Source organism: Xenorhabdus innexi, assembly GCF_002632485.1.
In the GTDB taxonomy this organism is placed as follows: domain Bacteria; phylum Pseudomonadota; class Gammaproteobacteria; order Enterobacterales; family Enterobacteriaceae; genus Xenorhabdus; species Xenorhabdus innexi.
In genome coordinates, this window is sequence record NZ_NIBU01000203.1 from 1 (window position 1) to 862 (window position 862).

Sequence of the window (862 nt, forward strand, 5' to 3'; positions counted from 1 at the left end):
AGAGGCTATTCAGAATCTTTTTCACCCTGAACAGTTTTTCATGTAACCTACTGGAATGAGAAAAGTTTATGCCAGTGATATCAGTCGAGAAGTCTTTCAGGAAATTGAGCCCTTGTTGCTCAGCACTCGAAAACGCACACGCCCTCGGAAAGTCGATGTGTATGAGGTGTTTTGCGCCCTGCTGTATATACTCAAGAGCGGTTGCCAGTGGGATATGCTCCCCAATGATTTTCCCAGCAAAAGTACCGTGTATTACTATTTCAAACTCTGGAAAGAGAAACCGTCAGAAACTGAGCCAAGCTTGCTGGAGCAGGCGTTAAAAAAATGTGGTTGGCGAGGCCCGTATCAGCCGTGGTCGGAACGCCAGCACAACTTTTGTTATTATTGATGCGCAAAGTGTTAAGAACACGGATACGGCGCGTGAAAAAGGCTATGATGCCGGTAAAAAAGTGTCCGGCATCAAACGACATATCGCCGTAGACACCCAGGGTTTACCCCATGCAATTAGCGTCACAACGGCCAATGTTACGGACAGAAAAGGCGCTTTGAAGGCTTTTACCCTGCATAAAAAATCACTTACCGGTGTAAAGAATGTATTAGCCGATGGTGGTTATACGGGGGAAACCTTTGCGAACAGTGTGCATCATATACTGGGTGCGACCGTCGAGATCGCCAAACGCAATGAACTCCATACTTTCAGTGTGATACCAAAGAGATGGGTCGTCGAACGTTCATTTGGTTGGCTGGAAAAATGTCGGCGGTTGTGGAAGAACTGCGAGGGAGATTTGAATACCAGTCTCCAGTTCGTCAATCTGGCATTCCTTGTCTTACTGCTGCGCAGAAAAAATACTGAATAGCCTCT

General features: G+C 46.5%; 1 protein-coding gene. It reads left to right on the forward strand.

Features of this window, described 5'->3' with window-relative positions:
- Positions 1 to 55: 55 nt before the first annotated feature.
- Positions 56 to 857, forward strand: a protein-coding gene (locus Xinn_RS21080; RefSeq protein ID WP_099137827.1) for an IS5 family transposase whose coding sequence is annotated in 2 segments (ribosomal slippage) — positions 56 to 319 and positions 321 to 857 — 801 coding nt in all. Because the reading frame shifts where the segments join, the coding sequence is not laid out codon by codon here.
- Positions 858 to 862: the final 5 nt, after the last annotated feature.